The 24,433-nt window shown below is 69.7% G+C and carries 25 protein-coding genes and 1 pseudogene; 20 read left to right on the forward strand and 6 right to left on the reverse strand.

The window, feature by feature from the left end; genetic code table 11:
* Nucleotides 1–13 precede the first annotated feature (13 nt).
* The 5 genes from EV193_RS07975 to EV193_RS07995 are packed head-to-tail and all read left to right on the forward strand — an operon-like array spanning nt 14 to nt 5,231.
* Entirely contained in the window at nt 14–1,021 is a 1,008-nt protein-coding gene (locus EV193_RS07975) for an ABC transporter substrate-binding protein (protein WP_242613210.1), read from the forward strand.
* A 2-nt stretch (nt 1,022–1,023) separates the two neighbouring features.
* Nucleotides 1,024–1,845, forward strand: coding sequence for an ABC transporter ATP-binding protein (locus EV193_RS07980; RefSeq protein ID WP_130343346.1), 822 nt, complete (start codon nt 1,024–1,026; stop codon nt 1,843–1,845).
* Complete coding sequence (locus tag EV193_RS07985) at nt 1,842–2,699, forward strand: ABC transporter permease (protein WP_130343347.1); 858 nt, start codon at nt 1,842–1,844, stop codon at nt 2,697–2,699. The genes EV193_RS07980 and EV193_RS07985 overlap by 4 nt, the downstream gene beginning before the upstream one ends.
* Nucleotides 2,672–3,877 (forward strand): ROK family transcriptional regulator, encoded by a 1,206-nt coding sequence (locus EV193_RS07990; protein WP_242613211.1) that lies wholly within the window; start codon nt 2,672–2,674, stop codon nt 3,875–3,877. The genes EV193_RS07985 and EV193_RS07990 overlap by 28 nt, the downstream gene beginning before the upstream one ends.
* Nucleotides 3,870–5,231: an LLM class flavin-dependent oxidoreductase gene (locus EV193_RS07995; RefSeq protein WP_130343348.1), complete on the forward strand. Its 1,362-nt coding sequence runs from the start codon at nt 3,870–3,872 to the stop codon at nt 5,229–5,231. The genes EV193_RS07990 and EV193_RS07995 overlap by 8 nt, the downstream gene beginning before the upstream one ends.
* Here the strand turns inward: EV193_RS07995 and EV193_RS08000 are convergent.
* Nucleotides 5,186–5,980, reverse strand: a complete 795-nt coding sequence (locus tag EV193_RS08000) for an MBL fold metallo-hydrolase (protein ID WP_130343349.1) — start codon at nt 5,978–5,980, stop codon at nt 5,186–5,188. The genes EV193_RS07995 and EV193_RS08000 overlap by 46 nt on opposite strands.
* Nucleotides 5,981–6,052: 72 nt before the next feature.
* Here EV193_RS08000 and EV193_RS08005 point away from each other — a divergent pair, with 72 nt between their 5' ends.
* Nucleotides 6,053–6,664, forward strand: a complete 612-nt coding sequence (locus EV193_RS08005) for a TetR/AcrR family transcriptional regulator (protein ID WP_130343350.1) — start codon at nt 6,053–6,055, stop codon at nt 6,662–6,664.
* Nucleotides 6,665–6,706: 42 nt separating this feature from the next.
* A pseudogene (locus tag EV193_RS08010) lies at nt 6,707–6,823 on the forward strand (hypothetical protein); the annotation flags it as partial.
* Between the two features lie 30 nt (nt 6,824–6,853).
* Here the strand turns inward: EV193_RS08010 and EV193_RS08015 are convergent.
* Both EV193_RS08015 and EV193_RS08020 read right to left on the reverse strand, forming a co-directional pair.
* Nucleotides 6,854–7,804, reverse strand: coding sequence for a DUF3048 domain-containing protein (locus EV193_RS08015; protein ID WP_242613212.1), 951 nt, complete (start codon nt 7,802–7,804; stop codon nt 6,854–6,856).
* A complete protein-coding gene (locus EV193_RS08020) occupies nt 7,713–8,459 on the reverse strand; it encodes a VanZ family protein (protein ID WP_165401284.1) in 747 nt (248 codons plus the stop codon). Before EV193_RS08020 ends, EV193_RS08015 begins: the two co-directional genes overlap by 92 nt.
* Nucleotides 8,460–8,668: 209 nt before the next feature.
* Between EV193_RS08020 and EV193_RS08025 the strand changes: the two genes are divergently transcribed.
* A complete protein-coding gene (locus EV193_RS08025) occupies nt 8,669–9,406 on the forward strand; it encodes a lipoate--protein ligase family protein (protein ID WP_242613213.1) in 738 nt (245 codons plus the stop codon).
* A gap of 7 nt (nt 9,407–9,413) precedes the next feature.
* Here EV193_RS08025 and EV193_RS08030 read toward each other — a convergent pair whose 3' ends face one another.
* Nucleotides 9,414–10,487: a right-handed parallel beta-helix repeat-containing protein gene (locus EV193_RS08030; RefSeq protein ID WP_242613214.1), complete on the reverse strand. Its 1,074-nt coding sequence runs from the start codon at nt 10,485–10,487 to the stop codon at nt 9,414–9,416.
* 133 nt (nt 10,488–10,620) lie between these two features.
* Between EV193_RS08030 and EV193_RS08035 the strand changes: the two genes are divergently transcribed.
* From EV193_RS08035 to EV193_RS08060, 6 genes are read left to right on the forward strand one after another with little or no spacing between them, the layout of a single operon-like run.
* Complete coding sequence (locus EV193_RS08035) at nt 10,621–10,842, forward strand: EF-hand domain-containing protein (RefSeq protein ID WP_165401285.1); 222 nt, start codon at nt 10,621–10,623, stop codon at nt 10,840–10,842.
* Between the two features lie 20 nt (nt 10,843–10,862).
* A complete protein-coding gene (locus EV193_RS08040) occupies nt 10,863–11,117 on the forward strand; it encodes an amphi-Trp domain-containing protein (RefSeq protein WP_130343670.1) in 255 nt (84 codons plus the stop codon).
* A 35-nt stretch (nt 11,118–11,152) separates the two neighbouring features.
* Nucleotides 11,153–11,548, forward strand: a complete 396-nt coding sequence (locus EV193_RS08045) for a hypothetical protein (protein ID WP_130343354.1) — start codon at nt 11,153–11,155, stop codon at nt 11,546–11,548.
* Between the two features lie 51 nt (nt 11,549–11,599).
* Nucleotides 11,600–13,849 carry a protein translocase subunit SecD gene (secD, locus tag EV193_RS08050; protein WP_130343355.1) on the forward strand — a complete coding sequence of 750 codons (2,250 nt, stop codon included), beginning with the start codon at nt 11,600–11,602 and terminating at the stop codon, nt 13,847–13,849.
* A 55-nt stretch (nt 13,850–13,904) separates the two neighbouring features.
* Nucleotides 13,905–14,732, forward strand: a complete 828-nt coding sequence (locus EV193_RS08055; RefSeq protein WP_130343356.1) for an SCO6745 family protein — start codon at nt 13,905–13,907, stop codon at nt 14,730–14,732.
* Nucleotides 14,733–14,742: 10 nt separating this feature from the next.
* Nucleotides 14,743–15,531 carry a hypothetical protein gene (locus EV193_RS08060; protein WP_130343357.1) on the forward strand — a complete coding sequence of 263 codons (789 nt, stop codon included), beginning with the start codon at nt 14,743–14,745 and terminating at the stop codon, nt 15,529–15,531.
* Here EV193_RS08060 and EV193_RS08065 read toward each other — a convergent pair.
* Together EV193_RS08065 and EV193_RS08070 are read right to left on the reverse strand one after the other, a co-directional pair.
* Nucleotides 15,528–16,433, reverse strand: coding sequence for a phosphatidylinositol-specific phospholipase C (locus tag EV193_RS08065; RefSeq protein ID WP_165401286.1), 906 nt, complete (start codon nt 16,431–16,433; stop codon nt 15,528–15,530). The two genes, EV193_RS08060 and EV193_RS08065, sit on opposite strands and share 4 nt — an antisense overlap.
* Before the next feature lie 26 nt (nt 16,434–16,459).
* Complete coding sequence (locus EV193_RS08070) at nt 16,460–17,500, reverse strand: glycoside hydrolase family 5 protein (RefSeq protein ID WP_130343359.1); 1,041 nt, start codon at nt 17,498–17,500, stop codon at nt 16,460–16,462.
* Nucleotides 17,501–17,676: 176 nt separating this feature from the next.
* Here EV193_RS08070 and EV193_RS08075 point away from each other — a divergent pair, with 176 nt between their 5' ends.
* From EV193_RS08075 to EV193_RS08100, 6 genes are all read left to right on the forward strand, one after another.
* Nucleotides 17,677–18,885 carry an ROK family transcriptional regulator gene (locus EV193_RS08075; RefSeq protein ID WP_130343360.1) on the forward strand — a complete coding sequence of 403 codons (1,209 nt, stop codon included), beginning with the start codon at nt 17,677–17,679 and terminating at the stop codon, nt 18,883–18,885.
* Nucleotides 18,886–18,964: 79 nt separating this feature from the next.
* Nucleotides 18,965–20,290 (forward strand): extracellular solute-binding protein, encoded by a 1,326-nt coding sequence (locus tag EV193_RS08080; protein ID WP_423202148.1) that lies wholly within the window; start codon nt 18,965–18,967, stop codon nt 20,288–20,290.
* Between the two features lie 112 nt (nt 20,291–20,402).
* Nucleotides 20,403–21,290, forward strand: a complete 888-nt coding sequence (locus EV193_RS08085) for a carbohydrate ABC transporter permease (RefSeq protein WP_242613253.1) — start codon at nt 20,403–20,405, stop codon at nt 21,288–21,290.
* Nucleotides 21,287–22,153 carry a carbohydrate ABC transporter permease gene (locus EV193_RS08090; RefSeq protein WP_130343363.1) on the forward strand — a complete coding sequence of 289 codons (867 nt, stop codon included), beginning with the start codon at nt 21,287–21,289 and terminating at the stop codon, nt 22,151–22,153. The genes EV193_RS08085 and EV193_RS08090 overlap by 4 nt, the downstream gene beginning before the upstream one ends.
* Complete coding sequence (locus EV193_RS08095; protein ID WP_130343364.1) at nt 22,150–23,427, forward strand: 6-phospho-beta-glucosidase; 1,278 nt, start codon at nt 22,150–22,152, stop codon at nt 23,425–23,427. Before EV193_RS08090 ends, EV193_RS08095 begins: the two co-directional genes overlap by 4 nt.
* The gene (locus EV193_RS08100; RefSeq protein WP_130343365.1) at nt 23,424–24,422 is read left to right on the forward strand and encodes an N-acetylglucosamine kinase; all 999 of its coding nucleotides are present in this window, start codon (nt 23,424–23,426) and stop codon (nt 24,420–24,422) included. Before EV193_RS08095 ends, EV193_RS08100 begins: the two co-directional genes overlap by 4 nt.
* Nucleotides 24,423–24,433: the final 11 nt, after the last annotated feature.

Here is a 24,433-nt window from a genome sequence, read left to right on the forward strand (position 1 = left end):
CAAGGAATTTGCGGTGACCACGACAAGACGGAATTTCCTCGGCCTCGCCCTGCTGGGTGTCGGCTCCGCGGCGATCGGTTGCGGGAACGCGATCGGCAGCGCCGGCCCGACCAACACGCTGCGGTACCAGGGCTGGGCCGGCGACGTGATCCTCCCCGAACTGGCCGCGGACCTCGGCTTCCTCGGCGACGTCAAGCTCGAGTGGGTCGGCAACACGATCAGCGGACCACAGGACATCCAGTCGGCGGCGACCGGGCAGGTGGACTTCGGCGGCGCGTTCAACGGTGCCGTGGTCAAGCTCAAGGCGGCCGGCGCCCCGATCAAGTCGGTGATCAGCTACTACGGCGCCGACGCGGACGCGTACTCCGGGTTCTTCGTGGCCGAGCACAGTCCGATCAAGACGGCGCGCGACCTGCTCGGCAAGAAGGTCGGCATGAACACGCTCGGCGCGCACCACGAGGCGATGCTCGGCATCTACCTCAAGCGCAACGGGCTGACGCCGGAGGAGATCAAGCGGGTCGAGCCGATCGTCGTGCCGCCGCCGAACACCGAACAATCGTTGCGGCAGAAGCAGATCGAGGTCGGTGTGCTCGGCGGGATCTGGCGCGACAAGGCGCTGGAGCGCGGCGGAGTACGCAAGCTGTTCAGCGATTTCGACCTGCTCGGCGCGTTCTCCGCGGGCACCTACGTCTTCACCGAGCGGTTCCTGAAGCAGAACCCGAACACCGTGCGCGCGTTCGTGTCCGGCGTCGCGAGGACCATCGAGTGGAGCAGGGCCACGCCGCGCCAGCAGGTGGTGGAGCGCAAGGCGGAGATCATCAAACGGCGCGGGCGCAACGAGGACGCGGCCGCGATCAGGTACTGGAAGTCCAACGGCGTGGCCGGGCCGGGCGGTCGCATCCAGGAGTCCGAACTGGCCCTGTGGGCCGACTGGCTCGCCGAGCGGGGCGAGGTCGAGCGAGGCCGGATCAAGATCGCCGATCTGTACACCAACGAGTTCAACGACCTGGCGAAGGGCTGAGCATGAGCACGCACATCAGCTTCCGCGGTGTGACCAAGCGGTTCACCGTGAAGGACCGGAAGTCCAGGCGCCGCACCGAGTTCACTGCCGTGGAAGGCGTCGACCTGGACATCGCGCGCGGCGAGCTCGTGGTGATCGTCGGGCCGAGCGGCTGCGGCAAGTCCACCCTGCTGGACCTGCTCGGCGGGCTGGGGGAGCCGAGCGACGGGGAGATCCTGCTCGACGGCGTGCCCGTGCGCGGGCCCGGTCTGGATCGCGGAATCGTGTTCCAGCAGTACGCGCTGCTGCCGTGGCGGACCGCGCAGGGCAACGTCGAGCTGGGCCTCGAGGCGACCGGTGTGCCGCGCCAGAAGCGGGCCGAGCGCGCGCGGGAGTACCTGGAACTGGTGGGGCTGAACGGTTTCGAGGGCCGGCACCCGCACCAGTTGTCCGGCGGCATGCGCCAGCGCGTGGCGATCGCGCGCAGCCTCGCCTACGACCCGGACGTGCTGCTGATGGACGAGCCGTTCGCCGCACTGGACGCGCAGACCCGCGAGTCGCTGCAGGACGAGCTGCTGCGGATCTGGCAGCGCACCGGCAAGACGATCGTGTTCATCACGCATGCCATCGACGAGGCGGTCTACCTCGGCCAGCGGGTCGCCGTGCTGACCTCGCGGCCCGGTCGGGTCAAGCAGGTCGTGCCGATCGACCTGGGGGACCGCGCCGCGCGGGACGACCTGCGATCCAGTCCCGCGTTCGCCCAGTACCGCCACCGGATCTGGGAGCTGCTGCGCGACGAGGTGTCCCGGGCTCAACTTCAGGAGAAGGAGGTGGTGCCGGTATGACCGCCACACTGGTCACCGAACCGTCCCAGGTGGACAGTCCACAGCGGACGGTCGAGCCGGCGGGCCCGTCGCCGCTGCGGCGGATCGGCGGCGTGCTGCTGACCGTGTCCACCAAGCTCGTGGCGATCGCGGCGCTGCTCGCGCTGTGGGAGATCGCGCCGCGGGTCGGGCTCGTGGACGCCACGTTCCTGCCGCCGTTCTCCGACGTCGTGGACGCCTGGTTCGGGCTGCTCGCCGACGGGCAACTGCTCACCAACACCGAGGCGAGCCTGACCCGATCGCTGACCGGATTCGGCCTCGCGGTGCTGATCGCGGTACCGCTCGGCCTGCTGATCGGGTGGTACAAGCCGGTGGCGAACCTGCTCGGACCGCTGCTGGAGGTGTTCCGCAACACGGCGGCGCTGGCCCTGCTGCCGGTGTTCGTGCTGCTGCTCGGCATCGGCGAGACGTCCAAGATCACGATCATTCTCTACGCGTGCACCTGGCCGATCCTGCTGAACACGATCAGCGCGGTGCGCACGGTCGACCCGACTTTGCTGCGGCTGGCCAAGTCGATGGACCTGACCGGCCCCCGGCTGTTCACCAAGGTGATCCTGCCGGCGTCGGTGCCCACGGTGTTCACCGGAATCCGGCTCGCCGGTGCGGTGTCGATTCTGGTGCTGGTCGCCGCCGAGATGGTCGGTGCGAAGGCCGGCCTCGGCTACCTGATCAACGCCTCGCAGTTCAACTTCGCGATCCCGCAGATGTACGCCGGGATCATCACGATCTCGGTGATCGGCGTGGTGTTCAACCAGCTGCTGGTCGCACTCGAGCGGCGGTTCACCTCGTGGCGGGTGCCCGTCGGGGCCCGATGATGTCGGCGGCCGCCGTGATGCTGCGCGCGGTGCTGCGGTACGGGCCGGTGCCGCGCAGCCGGATCGCGCGGCTCACGGGTCTCAGCCCGGCGGCGGTCACCCGGCAGTACGGAGCGCTCGCCGAACGCGGACTGGTGTCCGAAGTGGACGGTCCGGTTCGGAGCAACGGCGTCGGGCGGCCGCACGTGCCGGTGGACGTGGACACCCGGCGGCACGTGGTCGCCGGCATCCATGTGGCGCACGACTTCTGCACGATCGCGCTGCTGGACCTGCGTGGCCGGGTGCTCGCGACGCGGCGGCTGCCGCACCCGAGCGACGATCCGGCGCGGGTGCTCACCGAGGCGGCGAACCGCCTGACCGTGTTACAGGCCGAGGAGTTACCCGGGCAGGTGCCGCTCGGGCTCGGCGTGGCCGCGGGCGGCTGGGTCGACCCGGACGACGGTGTTCTCGTCGAGCACGCTTCGCTTGGCTGGCAACGGGTTCCGGTGCGCTCGCTGCTGACCGGGGTGGTCGGGCTGCCGGTCATGGTGGACAGCCACGCGCGGGCACTCGCCGCGGCGGAGCGGCTGTTCGGCGCGGCGGCCGGCCGTGGCTCGGTGGTGCACCTGTTCGTCGGCAACGTGGTGGACGCGGCGATCGTCACCGACGGCGTGACCCATCGCGGGCCGCGCTCGGCGGCGGGGGAGGTGGCGCACCTGGCGGTGGGCGATCCGGCCGTGCGGTGCGCGTGCGGCGGCCGCGGCTGCCTGGAGGCGACGGTCGCCGAATGGGCGTGGGCGCGTCGCGCGTACGACGCCGGCGTGATCGCCCGGCCGTCGTTCGTCGACCTGATCGATGCCGCGCGGGCCGGAGACGCCACGGCTCGGGCGTGGTTCGTGGAGCGCACCCGGATCATCGGGCGGGCCGCCGCGCTGCTGTTCGACATCGTCAACCCGGAGACGCTGGTGGTCACCGAGCAGGGCGTGCTGCACGTGCCGGAGTGCGTCACCGCGCTGCGCGAGGAGGTCGCCGCGCGGTCGCGGGTGTGCGCGGACCCGGCCGCGGACGTGGTTCCGACCAGCTTCGGCCCCGACGACCTGCTCGCCGTCGCCGCGGGCGCGGTCCAGCTCGACGCCGTCTACACCGACCCACTCTCGTTGCGGCGCAACACTTTCCCGATAGGAGCCTCGCATGGTTGACGGCACGCTGCACCTGAACGCCTTTCTCATGGGCGTCGGCCACCACGAGGCGGCCTGGCGGCATCCGCGTACCGACCCGACGGCGGCGGACGACGTCGCGCACTTCCAGAACCTGGCGCGGATCGCCGAGCGCGGGACGTTCGACTCGGTGTTCCTGGCCGACGGCGTGCAGATCTTCGGCGACGTGCGGCACAGCCTCGCCGGCCGGTTCGAGCCGCTGACGCTGCTGACCGCGCTGGCCACCGTGACCGAGCACATCGGGCTGATCGCCACCGCGTCCACCGGGTTCAGCGAGCCGAACAACCTGGCGCGGCTGTTCGCGTCGCTGGACCACATCAGCCGCGGGCGGGCCGGGTGGAACATCGTCACCACGGCGGGGGACCGGGCGGCGCAGAACTTCAACCGGGACGTGAACACCGAGCACGCCGAGCGCTACCGGCGGGCCGACGAGTTCCTCGACGTGACCACCGCGCTGTGGGACTCCTGGGAGGACGACGCGCTGCTGGTGGACAAGGAGTCCGGGGTGTACGCCGACGACGCGCGGGTGCACGAGATCAACCATCGTGGCCGGTTCTTCGCCGTGCGCGGGCCGCTGAACTCGGTGCGCTCGCCGCAGGGGCGCCCGCTGCTGGTGCAGGCCGGATCCAGCGAGGACGGCAAGGCGTTCGCCGCGCGCTGGGCCGAGGCGGTGTTCACCGCGCAGCAGACGCACGAGGAGGCGATCGCGTTCTACGCGGATCTCAAGCGCCGCGTCGTCCACAGTGGACGGTCAGCCGAGCAGGTGAAGGTGCTGCCCGGTGTCGTGCCCGTGCTCGGCGGCACGGAGGCGCAGGCGCGGCGGCTGGCCGGCGAGTTGGACGAGCTGATCGTGCCGACCCGGGCGCTGCGCCAGCTCACCGAGATGATCGGCGTGGATCTGAGTGATCACCCGCTGGATCAGCCGCTGCCCGAGCTGCCTCCGGTGGCCGCGATCAACGGCGCGAAGAGCCGCTTCGAGCTGGTGCGCGATCTGGCTGTGCGGGAGCGGTTGACACTGCGGCAACTGCTCGGGCGGCTCGGCGGCGGGCGCGGTCACCAGGTCCTGGCCGGCACGCCGGAGCAGATCGCCGACCACATCGAGCACTGGTTTACCACCGGTGCGGCGGACGGCTTCAACGTGATGTCACCACTGCTGCCGTCCGGGCTGGAGGAGTTCGTCGACCACGTGGTTCCGTTGCTGCGCAAGCGAAACCTGTTCCGCACCGAGTACACGGGCGCGACCCTGCGCGAGCACTACGGGCTGCCAAGGCCGGCGAGCCGGTACGCCGGTCAGAGCGTGATCTCCTCGCCGACGGCCAGGTCGGCGATGGCGTAGGTCTCCGAGGAGGCGGCTTCGAGGAACCGGCCCAGTTCGTGCGGCTGGGTCGCGTAGAACCCGTCGATGTGGAAGCCGTCGTAGTGGATCGGTACGGCGACCTTCGCGTCGAGCAGCCGTGCGGCGACGGCGGCGTGTGCGGCGTCCAGGCTCGCCGGGAACGGGCTCGGCGGCTGGCGGTGCGGGAAGCACACGACCGGCCCGTTGATCGGGGTGAGCACCGCGTCGAACGGGCCGTATCGGTGCGCGGCGCGCCACCAGTAGCCGTGGAACATGCTGTCGCCGAGGTGGAGCACGCGCTTGCCGTACGCCTCGACCGCCCAGGAGACCTGCGGGTCGCCGAGTGTGTCGACGGCGGGCACGGTGGCGATCGTGAACGGGCCGATCGTGGTGGTCTCCCAGTAGGCCATCTCACGCCGGGGCAGGCGCAGCGCGTCCAGCTCGCCGTCGGCCTTGAGCGTCCACAGGTTCTCCTGCTCGTCACCGCCGAACGACTCCGGGTGGAGCACGGAACCGTTGGGGCGTAACGCTTTCGCCAGCGCACCGGCGTCGGTGTGGTCGCGGTGCAGATGGGTGCACAGGCCGGCCAGCACCTCGCCCTCGGCGCGTGGCGGCACAACCGTGGGCATCGGCGCGGACAGCCCGGTGCCCTCCAGCACGCCGTCCGGATCGCCGAGCAGGTCGATCACCAGGTGCTGTCCCCGCGCCTCCAGTTCGACACCGGCCCAGCCGAGCCACCGTACCCGCATGCCGCCTCCTCGAATAGCGAACGATCGTTCGCGCGAAGTTAGCACACGAACGTTCGGTATACGATGACCCGCATGAGTCCACGCCGATCAGTCCAGGACGCGCTGCTGACCAAGGAGCGGATCGTCGACGCCGGGGTCGCGCTGGCCTCGTCCGACGGTCTCGGCGGCGTGAGCATCGGATCGCTCGCCGACGCGCTGGCGATGAGTAAGGCGGGCGTGATCGGCCCGTTCGGCAGCAAGTCCGATCTGCAGGGTGCGGTGCTGGCGCGCGCGTCGGCGATGTTCACCGAGGCGGTGATCATGCCCGCGATGGCCGAGCCGGCCGGGCTGCCGCGCCTGCGCAAGGTGATCAACCGGTGGACGTCCTACCTCGCGGACTGCCCGTTCCCGAATGGCTGTTTCATCACGGCGGTTTCCTGCGAGCTGGACGCGCACGAGGGGCCGCTGCGCGAGCAACTGGTCGAGACGGTCACCCGGTGGCGGTCGTTCCTGCGCGACCAGGTCGTGGCCGGCCGCAAGGCCGGCGACATCCCGAAGGAGGTCGACCCGGACGACGCGGTGCACACGCTGGTGGGCCTGTCCATGGCGGCCAACCAGGAGATCCAGCTGCTGGGAGATCAGGGCGCGGCGCGGCGCGCCCGCCGGCTCATGCTCGCCGCGGTTCGCGCCGGCGCTTCGGGTTGAGCGCACGTCGTCCGCCCCGACCTCGGCGCCGCGAGCGGCGCGCGGCTGATGACCACGCTGGTGCACGCGCTGCGCGAACGGGGCGCCCGGTACGGCCTGCAGACCATGCGCGAGGCGGGCGGCCTGTCCAACGCCACGATCCTGGAGCGGCTCCAGTGACGCCGGGCAAGAGCCTGCTGGTCACCGACGCTAGGCCGGCACCAGAAGGACCATGACCGGGCCGTCGGCGACCGGCAGCGGGGCGCCCGCGGCCGTGCGGAAACGGGTCGGCGAGCCGGGGTCGGGGCGCGACCACGTGCCGGCGAACCGCTGGCCGTCGCGCAGCACGGTCGCCGTGCCCTGGCCGACGGTGATCGCGACCGGGGAGACCGTGCCGTGCGCGTCCTCGATCGGCTCGGTGGCGTCGATCCGCACCTGCTGCACGATCACCGTCGGCATCGCGAGTGGCCCGGAATCCGTTGACACCACAGGAGATCTGTCCAGCGAGACGAGCCAGCGCCGGGCGCCGGGCGACCAGGTGAACGCGTACTTGGCGGCCGGGAAGTCGACGTTGTGGCCGTTCGCGGACACGCCGCCGGCCGGTGCCGCGCCGCGCTCGAACACCTCGGACGGCGAGCGGGTGCCCGGCAGCCGTCCGGTCTGCAGGAGCAGATTGTGTGGCATCTGGCGGCGGCTGTCCCTGGTGTACGCGCCGGCGACCTCGGTCGGAGAGGCGTTGTCCAGGGATGCGCCGTGCAGCGCCGGCAGCAACTGCGGCGCGGCACCCGAATAGGCGAACGTCGGGCGCCCGAACTGGGCGAGTACGTCGATATCGGTGCGGCGGGCGCTGCGCACCGGGCCCACCACCGGCGGCACCGTGCTCCCGTACAGCGCCAGCAGCCTGGTCAGACCGCCCTCGACCGGCTCGACGTAGAGCACGTCGGCCGCGCCAAGACCGGTCTGCGGCCGGGCCGGCGCCACGTTGTCGATCTTCACGGCCAGCGGCGCGCCGCCCGCGTTCGGCGGATTCGGCGCGCTCGACGGCACCGGCTCGGGTCCACCGTCCTTCTCACGCAGCACGAGCACCAGCACGGTCGCCACGGCGGCGGCCGCCACGACTACGGCGACCCAGCGCAGCCACTCCATCGGTCGCTCTGCCATCGGCACCACCCGTCGTCACGACTTGGTCGATCATAGTCAACGACGAGATGGGGGCAGGCCGCAACACGTCCACAGTGGACAGTCTATTTGCGACGGTTCTGGCGGGCACGGTCCACGGCCGGAACGGTGCGCGGCCAGGCCCGGCCGCGTGCTTGCCGTACCGCATGCCCTTGCGATGCAGGTCGAGCATGGTTCGCAGCAGCAGCGCGTTCATCACGCCGAGCACCGCGCCGACCGAGTTGTGCAGGACGTCCTGCGTCTCGCAGACGCCGACACCGGTGAGGTTCTGGGTGATCTCGATCGTGAGACTGAGCAGCGCGCTGACCGACAGCACCGGCCAGGACCGCCGCGTGGCGAGCGCGCCGAAGAAGCTGAACGGCACCAGCATCGCGAAATTGAGTCTCTGCGCATCCCCTTGTAGCGCAAAGGAATTCGTGCGGCAGCCGGCTTCCTGGATGCGCGGGTGGTCCGGGTTCACGCCGAACCGGCCGAGGCTCACCGATAACGCGAGCGCCAGCCCGAACGCCGCGAGCAGTGCCGCGCCGCGCGACCAGCCGAACGTCCCGGCAGCGAACCACGCCACGAGCCCGAGGGCGATCGAGCTGCCGATCAACGTGGGAAGCACGCCTGGTTGATCGAGAATCGTATCGACCACGGCGTGACGGAACATTCCCGGCGACCTCCCGATTGATCATCCGGCTTCATCACGCTAGGGGTGGGTACGGGGACGTGTGCACCCGTCGGTCGGCGGGAGCCCAACCGACGAAAGTCAGTGTCAAGTCGTCGGTTCGACCGTCCGTTAACGCGGTCGGCAACCGGTTGCAACCCCGTTGTCACATGTTCGATCGTCTACTGTGGACTCTCGTGTTCGACGAGATCATCGCCGGCTGGCCGGAGCCGGCGGCGAACCTCGCGCTGGACGAGGCGCTGCTGCGTGCCGGGCCGAGGCGGCCGCTGGTGTGGCTGTGGCGCAACCCGGCCTGCGTGGTGATCGGCCGCGGCCAGAAGATCGAGCGTGAGGTGGAGCTGTCGGCGTGCGCGCGGGACGGCGTGCCGGTGCTGCGCAGGGCCAGCGGCGGCGGCACGGTGTTCCACGATCCGGGCAACCTGAACGTCACCACGGTGCTGCCCGACGCGTCGGAACCGTTGGCACACTTGGGAAAGCTGATGTCCCAGGTGGTCACCCGGCTTGGGCTCACCCCGGTACTCGGTGATCGCGGGCTGTTCGTGGACGGTGCGAAGCTGTGCGGGTTCGCCGCGTTCCGCACCCGCACCGGCGCGCTCGCGCACTCCACTTTGCTGATCGACACCGACGCGGATCTCGTGGGCGAGTACCTCACGCCGCAGCCGTCCGACAAGCGTCCGCTCGACTCGCATCGCAGCCCGGTCGCGTCGCTGGCCGACCACGGCGTGCGGCCGTCGGCGGAGGAGCTGGACGCGATCGTCGCCGAGGTGCTGGAGGTGGATCGCCGCCGGCCGCCCACGGACGAGGAGTCGGACTGGCAGCGCCGGCTGCGCGAGACCCGCTACGACAACCCGGACTGGCACCGCACCGGTGCGCGCGGTCAGGTGGGACAGCGCTCGGCCGGCTCGTCGAGGTGACCAGCCGCTACGGGCGGCAGGGTCGCGGCTCGATCGTGCTGAGGCCCTTGCCGCCGGGGCCGACCCGATTGTCGTCGCACACCACGTTCTCCCGATCACCGCACTGGCGATTGTTGGTGATGTCGAAGGCGTACCCGTCGTCCTTGGCGAACGGCGCCACCGAGCCGGAGTTGGCGCGGAACGTGTTGCCGCAGCCGAATCCCTCGGCCTCGGTGCGGGTCTTGAACCCGCTGCGGTGCGCGCCGGCGCCGGTGTTCTCCGCGATGACGTAGTCGTTGCCCTTGGCGTTGATCCAGCTCTCGCCGGAGTTCTCGCCGGTCTGGCCGGCACCGTCGAACGTGTTGCCGCGCACCTCGCCGCCGGTGGTGCCCTCCTTGATGTCGACACCCTCGCCGGTCACGTTGGGGCCGATCCGGTTGCTGTACGCCTTGTTGCGATCGCTGCGGTCGGGTTGCCCGCCGGGCCAGTTGCTCTTCGCCGAGCCGAAGTAGACGCCTTCGCCGAAGCCTGGGCGGCGCTTGCCGGTGTCGTGGATGAACGAGTCGCGCACGACGTTGTCGGTGCTGCCGTGCTGGAAGTGCACGGCCTCGTCGCCGATCTGGTGCACCTCCAGGCCGATGACCTGGGTCCCGGTGACACCGATGCCCATGATCCCCTTCTGGCCGTTGCGCACGGTGAAGCCCTCCAGCCGCCAGTGGCTTGCGGTCAGCTCGACCGTGCGGCCCTCCTTGATCCCCTCGCCGTCGATCACCGCGCCGCGCCCGCCGCGCAGGGTGATCGGCTTGTCCGCGGTGCCGGCCGAGGTGAGCTGGAACTTGCCCGGGTACACGCCGTCGGCCAGTTGGATCACGTCGCCGGGCCGTGCCTCGCGACCGGCCGCGGCCAGCTCGGCGGCGGTGCGCACGGTCCTCGTCGCCGGGCCGACCGGCGCGGGCGGGGTGGGAACCGGCGGCAGGCCCGCAGCCGGTGCGCGATCGGCCGCCACCCCGAACGGCGAGCCACCGCCGGCGGTCTCCGACGAGCACGCGGCACACCCCAGTGCGACCGCCACGGCGATCACCGCGGCACCTTTCTTGATCACAACGCCTCCCCGATTGCAAATCGCACCGTTTCAGATGCAATCGAGACGCGGCGGATCGCCGAACGGTTCCCGACTCGTTGATCAACCCTCGTATGCTCGGCCACCCGCGTGCACTCACACAGGAAGGCGACGCATGTCCGCCAACAACGACATCGCCAGCGCGTTCGAGGAACTCGACCTCGACCGCGACGGGCAGATCACGCAGGACGAGTTCCACACCGCGATGACCGACCGCGGCGAGGAGATCACCGACGACGAGATCAGCTCGATCTTCGCCGACGCCGACACCGACAAGGACGGCAAGATCTCGCTGTCCGAGTTCACCGACGCCTGGACCCGCGCCGAGCAGGCGTGACGACCACCGAGAGGAAAGCCGTGACCGAGTCCACCCGCGACGTCGAGAAGATCTACTCCACGACCGATGTCGTCGCGAAGCTCCGCCGTCTCGCCGACGCGCTCGAGTCGGAGACCTCATTCCGCATCCAGATCGCCGGTGAGCGCATCCGCGTGCCCGCCCGCGCCCAGTTCTCCATCGAGCACGAGCGCGGCAGCGACGAGGAGGAGATCGAGTTCCAGCTCAAGTGGACGCTCGACGAGTCGCCGGACACCGACGGCGACAAGATCGTCTAGCTCGCACGTAGGGTGAGGCACAAGAGAGGACGGCGATGACGGTGGCGAGAGCGGCATGGCGGCCAGGTCGACTGGCCGTGCTGGTGCTGCTCGCTGCCCTTTTGGCCGCGCTGGGAACGTCGTTCTCCCTGTCCAGCCCCACGGCCGCCGCCTCTTCGGAACCTCGGGATGCGGGCCTGTCGGTCGACGGCTCGGCACTCACGGTGGTGGCACCGGTCCGCGGCGTGGACCGGTTGGCCGCCGAACCGTCGACGCGCGGTGTCCACGGTTCCGACGAGCTTTCCCCGTTCGGCGAGCTGCCGAACACCGCGCCGCACGCGGCGCTGCTCCGCCTCGGTGTGCAGGACACCGGCGTGACACCGCGGTTTCGAGCGACCCAACGCCCGACCGCGGGCGATCGAGCTCCTCCAGTCCGGCTGACGGACCAGTAAGTCCGCGGGCACGCGTGTGCCCGCGCCGGAGGAACTCATCGAGGAGCTGTCGTGCCGCGCGTTGCCGCCGCGCGGCGAGGACTGATCGGCCGGGCCCTGTTGTCCCTGTTCGTCCTCGCCGCATCCGTGTACCTGTTGTCGACCACCGCGCCACGCCTGGGCTTGGACCTGCGTGGCGGTACTCAGATCGTTCTGGAAACCCGAGATTCGCCGACCGTCAAGGCCGACGGGGAGGCGACCGATCGCGCGCTGGAGGTGTTGCGCCGCCGGGTCGACGCGCTCGGCGTCGCCGAGCCGCTGCTGGCCAGGTCCGGCGAGAACCGGATCATCGTCGAACTACCCGGAGTGCAGGATCCGAAAGAGGCCGTGGAGGTGATCGGCCGCACCGCCCAGCTGGCCTTCCATCCCGTGGTGCCGGACGGTCGGGAGCTGCCCGATGAATCCGGCCGGCCGTTGCGGCTCGGACCGGCCGCGCTGAGCGGCGAAGGTGTCGACAAGGCCAGTGCGAACGGCAATCCGCAGGGTGCGGGCTCGCTGGTGAATGTCGAGTTCACCGGTGACGCCGGGCGCGGATGGCAGCAGTTGACCGGGCAGGCCGCCTGCGCGCCGCCGGGCGATCCGGCGCGGCGGGTGGCGATCGTGTTGGACGACAAGGTCATCTCCTCGCCGCAGGTCGATCAGAAGGTGGCCTGTCAGGTCGGGATCACCGGCGGCAGCACGCAGATCACCGGCCAGTTCTCCCAATCGGAGGCGAACGATCTTGCTCTGCTGATCAACGCCGGTGCGTTGCCGGTGCCCGTGGAAACCATCGAGCAGCGCACCGTCGGCCCCACCCTCGGCGCCGCGGCCATCGAGGACAGCGCGCGTGCCGCGATCATCGGAATCGCGCTGACGGCGTTGTTCCTGGTCGCCGTGTATTGGCTGGCCGGATTCGTCGCGCTGATCGCGCTGGCGGCGTACGCGCTGGTCTCCTACGCCGCGCTGCTGGCGATCGGTGCGACGCTGACGCTGCCAGGGCTGGCCGGTTTCGTGCTCGCGATCGGCATGGCGGTGGACGCGACCGTGCTGGTGTTCGAACGGGCCAGAGAGGAACGGCGTGGCGGATCGCTGCCACGCGCGGTCGATCGCGGGTTCCGCGGCGCGCTGTCGGCGATCATCGACTCCAACGTCACCACGCTGCTCGCCGCCGGACTGCTGTTCCTGCTGGCATCCGGGCCCGTGCGCGGTTTCGGCGTCACCCTCACCATCGGCGTACTCGCGTCCATGTTCACCTCGCTGGTGTTCCTGCGCTGGCTGCTGGGCGTGGCGATGCGGCTCGGGCTGGATCGCGCGCCGCGACTGTCCGGCCTCACCCACGAAGGCGGCGTTCGCCGGTGGGTCAACCGTCGGGATCCGGGCTTCCTTGCCCAGCCGCGCCGGTGGCTGATCGCCGCCGGTGTCACGGTCGCCGCGGCGGTGGCCGGACTGGTGCTCGTCGGGCCGAGTCTCGGCGTCGAGTTCACCGGCGGTCGGGTGCTCGAGTACACGACCTCCGCGCCGGCGGATGTCGATCAAGTGCGCACGGCGGTGGCCGACGCCGGATTCCCACGCGCGGTCGTGCAGGACTCGGGTGCCAACGCGGTCTCGGTGCGCACCGAGCCAGTGGATCAGCAGGCCGCGGAACGGATTCGGGCCGCGGTCGCCACGGCGGCGGGCGACGCGTCGCAGGTGCGGGACGAGCAGATCGGCCCCAGTCTCGGCGCGGAACTGCGCACCAAGGCGGTGATCGCGCTCGGCCTTGCCGTGCTGGCCCAGCTGATCTATCTCGCGGTGCGGTTCGACTGGCGACTCGGTGTGGCCACGGTCGTGGCACTGGCCCAGGACGTACTGATCATCCTCGGGATCTTCGCCTGGCTGGGCAAGACGATGGACGGGGTGTTCCTGGCGGCGCTGCTGACCGTGATCGGCTACTCGGTCAACGACACGGTGGTGGTCTTTGATCGCGTGCGCGAACTGCGGGCGCGGCGGCGCGGTGATCCGTTCGCCCGGGTCGTCGGCCGGGCGGTGCTGCAAACCTTGCCGCGCACGGTGAATACGGGTATCGGCGTGTTGTTCGTACTCGGCGCGCTGCTGCTGCTCGGCGACGGATCACTCGCCGACTTCGCGCTGGCGCTGCTCCTCGGTCTGGTCACCGGCACGGTGTCCACCGTGGCGACCGCCGGGCCGGTGGCGATCCTGCTCGACCGCCGTCACCCCGGAGCCGCGCGACCGGCCCGACAACGCCGCACACCCAGTCGCACCGACAGCGGCGCCGTGGTCTGACCTCGCCGTGCCACTTCCCGGAGAACGGCGCCGAGCCGCGGGCATGATGTGGGCCATGACGCCCATCGCCCGTCGCATGTTCGAGCTCCTGGAGCCGATCTGCCTGGTCACCTACTTCGCCGACGAGTGCAACGAGGAGATGGCCGCGCTCGGCCACCGCACCTACTGGGACGGCTACTTCGCCAGCCGCGCGGCGCCGCTGGGGCGGGTGCCGGCACAGGTCGTGCACGCGGCTTTCTACAGCTTCGCCGACGGGGAGGCCGCGCGGCACATCCCGAGCGCGTGGGAGACGATCCCGCCCGAGGCGTCCGTCGCCGCGCGGGAGCGGGGCAGCGCGGCCTCCGTCCGGCGGATCCTCGGCGACGAGCTGGCCGACTCCCCGGGCCTGGTGCGCGCCGCCGACCTGACCACCAAAGCCGCCACGAGCGCGCCCACGGCAGGTCGGGTGATGTACGCCGGGATGCGCACCCTTCCGGTGCCGAGCGACCCGGTCGCCCGGCTGTGGCATTCCGCGACCATGCTGCGCGAGCACCGCGGTGACGGGCACGTCGCCGCTCTCGTCGGAGCGCGCATCGGCGGCACGGAGGCCCACGTGTTGTCCGCGCTGGAGATGGGCATCCACCCGCCGGAGTCGTTCGGGCGCATCCATCACCTGCCGAAGGAGCGGCTGGCCGCGGTCATGGACGGCTTGCGCGAACGTGGGCTCGTCGGCATCGAGGGCCGGTTCACCGACGCCGGCCGCGAGACCAAGCAACGCATCGAAGCCCTGACCGACGAGCTCGCCGCCCCGCCGTACGACGCCCTCTCCGCCGCCGAACTCGACGAGCTGATCGGTGAGCTGAAACCCATCGCGGCGACGCTGGTGGCCGCGGGTTCGCAGTAAGGTCGACACAGTGCGGATCGACATCGCCACCGTGCCGGGCGATCCTCGGCGGCCCAACGAGGATTTCGTCGCGGTCGCCGGTGAGGTGGTCGTCGTGCTGGACGGAGTCACACCGCCGCCGGACGGTGTCACCGGCTGCGTGCACGACGTGCCGTGGTTCGTCGCGCGGCTCGGCGCGTCGGCGGTGGAGCGGGCCAGTACCGGGCCGCGATCCGATCTGGCCGAGTGTCTCGCCGGGGCGATCGAGACGACCGCCGCGGCTCATCGGGACACCTGCGATCTGGCGCATCCGCGGACGCCGCAGGCCACGGTGGCGATGCTGCGTTGGGACGCCGATCTGGTCGAGCACCTCGTGTTGTCCGACGCCGCGGTGCTGCTGGACGGCCCTGCGGTCACCCCGATTCTGGACACCACGCTGACCGACGTGCTCGCGCGCGACGACGTACGAGCGGCTCATGGGCGCGTCTACCGCGAGCTGATCGAGGGGCTGCGCAATGTCGACGGCGGCTTCTTCACCGCGGCGGCCGATCCGGCGGTCGTCGCTCGGGCGATCACCGGGAGCACGCCGAGGTCCGAGGTTCACGGCGCGGCGGCGCTCACCGACGGGGTGACCAGGTGGGTCGAGGCGTTCGGTGCGGGCGACTGGTCTGGACTGTGCGAGCAGCTCGGGAAGCGCGGGTGCTCGGCGGTGATCGACGAGATCCGGCGGTACGAGGCGGCGGACCCGGATGGCGTGCGGTACCCGAGAGGGAAACGGCACGACGACGCGACCGCCGTATACGTCGATTTCGACAGCTAGCCGAAGTTGAGCCGGTACACCTGCTCGGCCTTGGCGGCGGTGGTGAAGTCCATCGCCACCACACCGATTATCGGCTTCGCCGTGACGTCGAGGCCGTTGAGGTAGTCGGTGACCCAGGGCCAGATGTTCGTGTCGGCGTCGCGCGGCCACAGCGCCCAGCCGGAGGAGGAGGTGAACGTGATGTACGCCTTCTCCGCCGGAGGGGTGGTGCGGGCGCTCTCGAAGTGCGCCCGCACCCCGGGCCATTTGCGGGATTCCTGTTCCCAGATCGTGCCGATGTCGTAGTCGTCGGAGATGTCCAGCAGGGGACTGTTCCACCTGATTCCGGGCACACCGCCGTTGTCGGCGAGCACGACGACCTTGCCCTGCGATTCGGCGAGTCGTGGAATGCGCGACTCGGTGTAGAACAGGTTCGGCCACTGCCGCCGGTAATCGGCGAAGATCGCGCCGAACTCGGTGTCCGGGGCCGTGGAGTACTCCTGTTTGACCCGCATCAGCACGGTTTCTCTGGAGTGTGCGGAGAGGAATGCCTGGCAGTCGTTGAGCACGTCGCCGAACATGATTTCCTGGAAGAAGCGGTCGTGGTGAATGGCGAACACGCCGTCGATCGCTCGGCAGCGCACGTCCAGGAATCGGGCGCCGGCCGCGAGTTGTTCGGTGATCGTCAAGTCCTGGTTGATCACGAGCGCTCCGCCGTACCGGGCGCCCGATCCGTGCGTGCCGGGCAGGCTGATCCGCGACAGTGGCATGGCCTGGTCCAGCTCGCTCATCCAGTCCGCCGCCTGGGGAACGGCGGCGCCGTGCGCGGGAATCGCCCCGGCCGCGAGCCCCGCCGTGGCCACCCCGAGTGCCGCCGCCGACCGCACGAACGCGCGCCTGCTGAGGGCCTCACCGTTCCCCATCCGGCCACCTTTCCGGGCGTCGAAACCTATTGTGTACGGACTCGGTCGCGGATCCATTTTCCGGCTTCCTTCAAGCTGCCGGTACCGGCGAACGGACCGTTCGGGCAGGTTCCCTGGTTGAACACGGCACCCGATCGGTGGTCGTCGGAATAGTTCCAGTTGGTCCAGCTGATCTTCTTGCTCGCCGCCAGATCGAGGTATTGCTGCGAACGGGCGAAGTCGTTCGGCCCTTCGCCGGCATAGTCCTGCGTCCCGAATTCCGTGATGAACATGGGAATGCGATCGGCGGCGCGGGACAACGCGTCGATGTACTCCTGGCCGTGTGACGCGGCATAGAAGTGGAACGTGTACATGACATTCGACGCGTTCACCGGGTTGTCCACCACCTCGGACTCGTTCGCCCCGTCGGACACGCCGAGCGAGGACCAGGCCCGGGTGCCGAGCAGGATCACCGCGTCGGAGTCCGTGGCCTGAATGACCGGGACGATCTGCTCGTGGTAGCTCTTGATCGTCGACCAGGACACGCCGTTGGGCTCGTTGGCCACCTCGTAGATGATGTTCTTCTTGTCCTTGTGCCGTTCGGTGATCGCGGTGAAGAACGTCTTGGCGCGCTCCAGGTTGTAGTGCGGGTCGCCGGGATCGAGCATGTGCCAGTCGACGATCGCGTACAGGCCGCGCGCGCTCAGCTTGTCGATGTAGTCGTGCACCAGGCTGGTGAACTTGGCCGGGTCGGTCTCGTAGCCGCCCTCCTGCACGTACGTGGAAATCCGCATCACGTCGGCGTTCCAGTCGGTGGCGAGCGCGTCGAGCGAGGCGTCGTTCACGCAGTTCGCGTACCACTGGGTGCCGTGCGTACTCATGCCGTGCAGCTGGATCTGCTCGCCGCTCTCGTTGCACAGCCGTGTGTCGCACACGCGAAGCTGCCCGTTCTGGGCCACGGGCGTCGCCAGAGGGGCTGCCACTGGGACCGCCGCCGGGGCCGCACTGGCCGGCGCGGCGACCAGCCCGATCACCACCGCCGCGACGGCGATCAGCAGCGCGACGGTGTTCCGTTTCGTCCGGGACATCGGGCTCCTCCCACGGTGCAAACAAACTGGTAACTTTCCAGACCATTTGTCTACAGTGAGCCACGCCACAGTGTCAACGGGCGACGGCGACGGCCAAACAGTGGTCTTGACCAGTGTGGCGGCGGTCACTACGGTCAAACCGTCTGTAAAGTTGCCAGATTAATTGGGGGCACTGAGTGCGAACCGGAAGTCCGAGGAGACTGCGGGAGATCAACGATCGGGCGGCGATCGCGGCGTTGCTGCGTGAAGGCCCGCTGACCCGCGCGGACCTGGAGTACGCGATCGGCCTGTCCAAGCCGGCCACCGCGCAACTGCTCACCCGGCTGGAGCTGGACGGAATCCTGGTCAAGAACGGGGTGCGCGGCGGCGGTCGTGGCCCCCGGGCCCAGCTCTGGTCGGTCAACGGCTCGGTGGCGCACGTGGCCGCCGTCGATCTCCGCCCTCAGACCAGCGAGTTCGCCATCGCCGACGTGACCGGCCGGGTGCTCGCCGAGCACAGCGCACCGCTGCCGGTAGGCGCCGGGGCCGATGTGGTCGGCGCGCTTCGGGGCGCCCTGATCGCCGCCGCGTCGAAGGCGTCGCTCGGCCTGGACAGCGTCAGGCACGTCATGATCGGCGTGCAGGGGGCGCTCGATCCGGCGACCGGTTTTCTCCTGTCCGCGCCGCATCTGCCCGGCTGGTCCGGGTTCGACCTGCCCGGCCGGCTCAGCCGGGCACTCGGCGTCGCGGTGGCGGTCGAGAACGACGTGAACCTGGTGGCACTGGAGGAGATGATCTCCGGCCGGGCCAGTGAGTTGAACGACTTCGTACTGGTCTGGCTGGACGAGGGTGTCGGCGGCGCCGTGGTCGTCGGTCGCCGGTTGTTGAAGGGCGCGACCGGGAGTGCCGGTGAGATCGACTGGCTGCGGGTGCCCGCCGAGTCCGGGGGCGGCCGCTTCGGCGATCTGGTCGACTCGCCCAGCATCGTCGCGCTGGCCGGCGCACACGGCATCACCGCGACGACCGGGCCGGCCGCTGTTCGCGCGGCGGTCGACCAGGGCGCCGGCGCCTTCCTGAGCACGCTCGCGCATCGCGTCTCCCTTGGCGTGGCCAACCTGGTGAGCGTGCTCGACCCGGAGGTCGTGCTGCTCTGCGGCGAGGTCGGCCGGGCGGGTGGGGAGACGCTGGCCCGGCTGGTCACCGACGAACTGCACCAGATCGTCGTGCCGCGCACACCGGTCGCCCAGGCCGCCGCCTCCGGCAAGGCGGTGCTCACCGGCGCGCTGCACTCGGCACTCGCCGCCGCGCGACACGAGGTGTTCGGTCTGACGCAGTCGACAGCCCAGGCGCCGGTCGAGCGCCACCCGAACCCCGCCGAGGAGCTGAGTTCCACGGCGAAGAACTAGCTCACCTACCGGTCCCCAACCGCCTCGACGAGGAGAGCACATGCGCACGACGATCACGGCCTGGCGACTTCGGCGCGGGATGACTCTGGTCAGCGCCGCCTCGGTCCTCTTGTTGACGGCGTGCTCGGCCGCCGCGGGTGGGTCTGGTGACGGTGACGGCCCCGCGGCCGCGCCGAACAAGGACGACAAGATCAGCCTGGTCGTCTACAGCAAGTTCACCAATCGCGAGTACCCCGTGGTGAGCGCCGGGCTGAACAGGTTGAAGGCGAAGTTCCCGAACATCGAGATCAAACACGAGGGCAGCCAGGACGACGACAAGCTGACCCAGTCCATTCGCGGCGGGAATCCGCCGGATGTGGCGATCTCGTTCTTCACGGACAATCTCGGCGCGTGGTGTTCCAACGGCAGTTTCGTCGACCTCAAGCCGTACATCGACCGGGACAAGGTCGACCTCAACGTCATTCCCGAAGCCGTGCGCAGCTACACCGAATTTCGCGGGAAGCGGTGCGCCATGCCGATGCTCGCCGATGTCTACGGTTTCTTCTACAACAAGGACATGTTCGCCGCGGCGGGCCTGAGCGCGCCGCCGAAGAACACCACGGAGCTGTTCGACCACGCGAAGCGGCTCACCCAGTTGAACCCGGACGGCTCGATCAGGGTCGCCGGGTTCCTGCCGACCATGCCGTTCTACAACAACCAGGCGCAGATCTGGGCGCCCAACTGGGACGCCCGCTGGCTGGGCCCGGACGGCAAGTCGAACCTGGCGGCCAGCGCCGAGTGGAAGGAGATGTTCACCTTCCAGAAGAAGCTGATCGATTTCTACGGGCATGACCGGCTGGCGAAGTTCAAGGCCGGCCTCGGCGACGAGTACTCGGAGGACCACGCGTTCCACCGCGGCAAGATCGCGATGATGTTCGACGGTGAATACCGCACCGCGTTCTTGAAGGAACAGGCGCCGAACGTCAAATATGGCACCGCGTCGCCGCCGGTCTCCGACAGCAAACCGAATCGCTACGGCGGGGCGTTCACCACCGGCACGATCATCGCCATTCCCAAGGGCGCCAAGAACCCGGGCGCGGCGTGGGAACTGATCAAGCAGATGTCGTTGGACACCGACACGCTGGTCGAACTCGGAAACGGGTTGAAGAACGTGCCGAGCACCATGGCCGCGCTGCGCGATCCCCGGCTGGAAGTGGACGAGAACTATCGCCCGTTCCTCACCATGTTCGACGGCGGAAAACTGCTGCCCAACCCGACCACGCCGATCGGAGACGCGCATCTGAAGGCGGTCAACGACTTCGCCGAGCGCTGGCAGGCCGGCCGCGAACCGGATCTGGAGGCCGGGCTGCGCAAGGTCGACGCGCAGATCAACGACGAACTGGCACAGAAGGGCGGCGGGCGATAGGCGCGCCGCGATGACCGCCACCGTCCCGCGCACGCGGGTGAACGCCGCGGCACGGCCGGCGCGAAAGGTGCCGAGGCGCGACCGGCGCCGCCGGCTCACCGTGCTCGCCTTCATGGCGCCGGCCGTGCTCGGATTCGTGGTCTTCTTCGGCTATCCGCTGCTCGCCACGGTCTACTACTCGTTCACCCGCTACGACCTGGTGAACGAGCCGGAATGGATCGGCCTCGGCAACTACATCCGGATGTTCACCTCCGAGCCGCTGGTGGCGGTGGCGGCGTGGAACACGCTGTGGCTGGTCGTGGTGCTGACCTTGACCCGGGTGCTGTTCGCGCTCGGTGTGGCGCTGGTGATCGCGAGGCTGAAAAGCGGCGTCGGGCTGATTCGCACGCTGTGTTATCTGCCCGCGCTGGCACCCCCGGCCGCGGCCACGCTGGCGTTCGTATTCATGTTCAACCCGGAATTCGGGCCGGTGAACCGATTTCTCCGGTTGCTCGGCATCGACGGCGGGTTGTGGTTCAACGATCCGGCGATGTCCAAGCCGGCGCTGACACTGTTGGTGCTGTGGGGTTCCGGCGAGTTGATGATCATCATTCTGGCCGCGCTGCTGGACGTGCCGGTCTCGCAGTACGAGGCGGCCGAACTCGACGGCGCCGGTCCGATACGGCGATTCCGGCACGTCACCCTTCCGTCGATCTCTCCGGTGCTGTTGTTCGGAGTGGTGAACTCGATCATTTTCGCGCTGCAGTTCTTCACGCAGGCGATCGTGGCCGGGGGAGTGGCGTCCGGCAGTGCCGACGTGGCCGGCAACACGAAATACATCGGCTCCCCGGAGAATTCGACGCTGACCTATCCGGTCTGGCTCTACGTCCAAGGGTTCCGGTATTTCAACATGGGATACGCGGCCGCGATGGCGGTGTTGTTGTTCGTGGTCTCCTTCGCGTTCACCGCGGTTCTCGTGCACCAGTTGCGGCGGGCTTCGAGTGCGGAGGAGAACGCATGACGGCGACGCTCACGCACACGCGGCCGGTGCGCCGGCAGCGCTGGGACAGGCGGCTGCAGTGGGTCGCCGTGCACAGTCTCGGTGTCGCGCTGGGCATCATGTTCACCCTGCCTGTGGTCTTCGTGCTGCTGACCGCGGTGATGGCCAGCGACCAGGCGATGTCGTCGAGCCTGTGGCCGACGCAATGGCGGTTCGACAACTTCGTCAAGGTGTTCGAACGCGCGCCGATGCTGGACTATCTGGTCAACAGCTTCACCTATTCGCTGCTGGCCACGGCCGGAATTCTGTTGTCGGCGATTCCGGCCGCCTACGCGCTGTCCAAGATTCGCTGGCGCGGCCAGAACGTGTTCTTCATGCTCACCGTGGCGGCGATGATGCTGCCGCCACAGGTCGTCACCGTGCCGCTGTACGACCTGTGGGTGCGGCTCGGGCTCACCGGCACCTTGGTGCCTCTGATCGCGCCCTACTTCCTCTTCGACGCGTTCAGCGTGTTCCTGCTGCGGCAGTTCTTCCTGACCATTCCCCGCGACTACATCGAGGCGGCGAAGATCGACGGCTGCTCGGAGTTCCAGGCCATGGTTCGGGTGCTCGTGCCCATGGCGAAACCGGGTATCGCGGCGACGATGATGTTCTGTTTCCTCTACACCTGGAACGACTATTTCGGCCCGCTGCTCTATACCGGGGAGAACCGGGACAGCTGGCCGCTCTCACTCGCGTTGGCCTCGTTCCGGGGAATGCACCACGTCGAGTGGAATCTGACCATGGCGGCCACCGCCGTGGTGATGGCGCCGGCCATCGTGCTTTTCGTGTTCGCGCAGAAATCGTTCGTCCGCGGGATTACCTTCACGGGAGTCAAAGGGTGAAACTGGCCGTTGTCGGTGGCGGGTCCACCTACACTCCGGAGCTCGTCGACGGGATCGCCGGGCGACGGTCGACCCTGGACGTCGACGAGATCGTGCTGATCGATCCCGACCAGCACCGGCTGGACATCATCGGTCCGTTCAGCCAGCGCATGCTCGACCACGCCGGCCACCCGGCACGGGTGCGCACCACGTCCGATCTAGAGGAGGGCGTGGACGGGGCGGCGGCGGTCCTGCTGCAACTGCGGGTCGGCGGCCAGACCGCCCGGCGGTCCGACGAGACGTTCCCCCTCACGTGCGGGTGTGTCGGCCAGGAGACCACCGGCGCCGGAGGGCTCGCCAAGGCGTTGCGCACCGTCCCGGTCGTGCTGGACATCGCCGAGCGGGTCCGCGCGACAGCCGGCCCGGACACCTGGATCGTCAACTTCACCAACCCGGTCGGGATCGTCACCAGGGCACTGCTGAATGCCGGACACCGGGCCGTCGGGCTGTGCAACGTGGCCATCCACCTGCAGCGGATGTTCGCCGGCCTGCTGGCCGTGGACCCCGACGCGGTGCGACTGGAGCACGTCGGCCTGAACCACCTCAGCTGGGAACGGCGGGTACTGGTCACCGAGGACGGCGTCACCACCGACCGGCTGCTGGAGTTGCTCGCCACGCACGGCGAGGCGCTGGCCGAGCACGTCGGCTGCCCGCTGGACTGGTTGCGGCGCTTGGGAATGGTGCCGTCGTACTACCTGCACTACTTCTACGCCCACGATCAGCTGGTCGCCGCGCAGCGCGAGGAGATGCCCCGCGCCGACGTGGTGATCGAGGTGGAGAACGAGCTGCTGAAGGTGTACCAGGACCCGAATGTGATGACCAAGCCCGAGCAGCTGAGCCGGCGCGGCGGCGCGTTCTACTCGGAGGCGGCGGTGCGCCTGGTGCACGCGCTGACCGGTGACGGCCCGGCCGAGGAGCACGTGGTGAATGTGCGCAACGGCGGGACATTGCCGTTCCTGCCCGACGACGCGGTCATCGAGGTCGGGTCCACTGTGGACAGTGACGGCGCGAGGCCGCTGCCCGTCGAGCCGCTGCCGCCGCTGCTCGCCGGACTGATCGCGCACGTCACCGCGTACGAGCACCTCGCGCTGGAGGCCGTGCTGTACGGCGGCCGGGACCGGGTGGCCGACGCTCTGCTGGCGCACCCGCTGGTCGGGCAGTACGAGTACGCCGACGAACTGGCGGACCGGCTGTTGGAGGCGAACCAGCGGTTCCCGTTCTGGGTCCGACCGTGAGTACGCCGATCGTCCTCGCGGTCGACGGCGGCAACAGCAAGACCGACGTGCTGGTGACCGACTCCGAGGGACAGGTGCTCGGCAGTGCGCGCGGTCCTGGTGCGTCGCCGCACAGCATCGGGTTGGCCGCGAGCGTGGCGGCGATCGAGCGGCTGGTGCTGGCGGCGCTGGCCGAGGCCGGGCTGCCCGATGATCGTCCGTTCGGCCGGCACTGCGCGTTGTATCTGGCCGGGCTGGACCTGCCGGAGGAGGAGACGGCGTACCGCAACGCGCTGGTGGCCCGGAACTGGGCCGACTCGGTGACGGTGGGCAACGACGCGTTCGCCCTGCTGCGAGCGGGCACCTCCGACGGCGTCGGCGTGGCCGTCGTGTGCGGCGCGGGGATCAACTGCGTCGGCGTCGGCGCGGACGGGCGGGTGCACCGGTTCCCGGCGCTGGGGCGGATCTCCGGTGACTGGGGCGGCGGGCTGTTCCTGGGGGAGGAGGCGCTGTGGTGGGCGGTCCGGGCCGAGGACGGCCGGGGTCCGGGCACCGCGTTGCTGGCCGCGGTCAAGGCGCACTTCGACGTGTCGTCCGTCGTGGAACTCGTGCACCGGCTGCACGTCGGGGACCTGCCGCACGCCGTTCTGCACGAGCTGTGCCCGGTGTTGTTCGCGGTCGCCGCGCTCGGCGACGAGGTCGCCCAGCGGGTGGTGGACCGTCTGGTCGACGAGGTGAGCGTGCTGGCCACGGTGAGCCTGCGCCGGTTGGGGATGACGGGCGGCGAGCCGGTGGTGGTGCTCGGCGGCGGGGTGCTCACGGCCGCCGCGGACACGGTGATCGCCGAGATTGAGCGGCGCTGCCGGAAGGTCGCGCCCCGAGCCGCTGTCCGGGTGGCCGCGCTCGCCCCGGTGGTCGGCGCCGCACTGGCCGGGCTGGACGCGGTGGGCGCAACCCCTGACGCCAAGCGCCGCTTGTCCGTTTCCGGTGACCAGCGGCTTGAGCAATACAAGTGACCTGTCCTGGG

This window comes from Herbihabitans rhizosphaerae, from assembly GCF_004216555.1.
GTDB lineage: Bacteria > Actinomycetota > Actinomycetes > Mycobacteriales > Pseudonocardiaceae > Herbihabitans > Herbihabitans rhizosphaerae.

Coding starts and splice junctions, on each gene's coding strand:
- EV193_RS07985 (WP_130343347.1), top strand. CDS start 1,842: ATGACCGCCACACTGGTCACCGAACCGTCCCAGGTGGACAGTCCACAG.
- EV193_RS08045 (WP_130343354.1), top strand. CDS start 11,153: ATGACGGTGGCGAGAGCGGCATGGCGGCCAGGTCGACTGGCCGTGCTG.
- EV193_RS08085 (WP_242613253.1), top strand. CDS start 20,403: ATGGCGCCGGCCGTGCTCGGATTCGTGGTCTTCTTCGGCTATCCGCTG.
- EV193_RS08065 (WP_165401286.1), bottom strand. CDS start 16,433: ATGGGGAACGGTGAGGCCCTCAGCAGGCGCGCGTTCGTGCGGTCGGCG.
- EV193_RS08035 (WP_165401285.1), top strand. CDS start 10,621: ATGTCCGCCAACAACGACATCGCCAGCGCGTTCGAGGAACTCGACCTC.
- EV193_RS07995 (WP_130343348.1), top strand. CDS start 3,870: ATGGTTGACGGCACGCTGCACCTGAACGCCTTTCTCATGGGCGTCGGC.
- EV193_RS07980 (WP_130343346.1), top strand. CDS start 1,024: ATGAGCACGCACATCAGCTTCCGCGGTGTGACCAAGCGGTTCACCGTG.
- EV193_RS08070 (WP_130343359.1), bottom strand. CDS start 17,500: ATGTCCCGGACGAAACGGAACACCGTCGCGCTGCTGATCGCCGTCGCG.
- EV193_RS08055 (WP_130343356.1), top strand. CDS start 13,905: ATGACGCCCATCGCCCGTCGCATGTTCGAGCTCCTGGAGCCGATCTGC.
- EV193_RS08005 (WP_130343350.1), top strand. CDS start 6,053: ATGAGTCCACGCCGATCAGTCCAGGACGCGCTGCTGACCAAGGAGCGG.
- EV193_RS08090 (WP_130343363.1), top strand. CDS start 21,287: ATGACGGCGACGCTCACGCACACGCGGCCGGTGCGCCGGCAGCGCTGG.
- EV193_RS08015 (WP_242613212.1), bottom strand. CDS start 7,804: ATGGCAGAGCGACCGATGGAGTGGCTGCGCTGGGTCGCCGTAGTCGTG.
- EV193_RS08080 (WP_423202148.1), top strand. CDS start 18,965: ATGACTCTGGTCAGCGCCGCCTCGGTCCTCTTGTTGACGGCGTGCTCG.
- EV193_RS08000 (WP_130343349.1), bottom strand. CDS start 5,980: ATGCGGGTACGGTGGCTCGGCTGGGCCGGTGTCGAACTGGAGGCGCGG.